This is a genomic window from Rhodococcus sp. B10 (assembly GCF_011770055.1).
Lineage (GTDB): Bacteria > Actinomycetota > Actinomycetes > Mycobacteriales > Mycobacteriaceae > Rhodococcoides > Rhodococcoides kyotonensis_B.
In genome coordinates this window covers 1-415 of sequence record NZ_JAAFYV010000114.1, presented here as the reverse complement: position 1 = coordinate 415, position 415 = coordinate 1, and the positions used below count along the sequence as shown (strand labels likewise).

1 protein-coding gene is annotated in these 415 nt (G+C 68.0%); it reads left to right on the top strand.

The window, feature by feature from the left end; genetic code table 11:
* Positions 1-150: 150 nt before the first annotated feature.
* A partial coding sequence (locus RhoFasB10_RS25910; protein ID WP_206031391.1) for a hypothetical protein occupies positions 151-415 on the top strand: 265 nt, incomplete at its 3' end.

Below are 415 nucleotides of genomic sequence, written 5' to 3'. Positions count from 1 at the left end.
CCCCACAGCAATCCCCAGCCAACTGGCCACGCCGCACCACGGTGCCTTGCCCTGCGCCTTCCGAAAACCCCTGTGTCCTTGCCGAATTTCTGTACGGGCCACGCCCGCGTGCTGCCTACACTAGCCGCACCTGCCCTGTAGGGACATCCCATGCGCACGCTCCGCCTGCTGCTGCCCGGTGCCCTCCTGCTGCTCACTGCCTGCGGCGACGATGCGCGGCTTCCCTTCTCCGCCGACCCATTGCAGGGCTGCTTCGCCACCGGCGCGCGCAAGCCCGCCGACTTCCGCATCGACAAGGAAGGCGGCCAGTACTTCGTTTCCTTCAGCCGTGGCGAGCAGTGGCAGCGCGAACCGAACGCCCTGCACAAGGCCACGTCCAGCGAGATCAGCCGCTACTTCCGCGACGACGCCGACC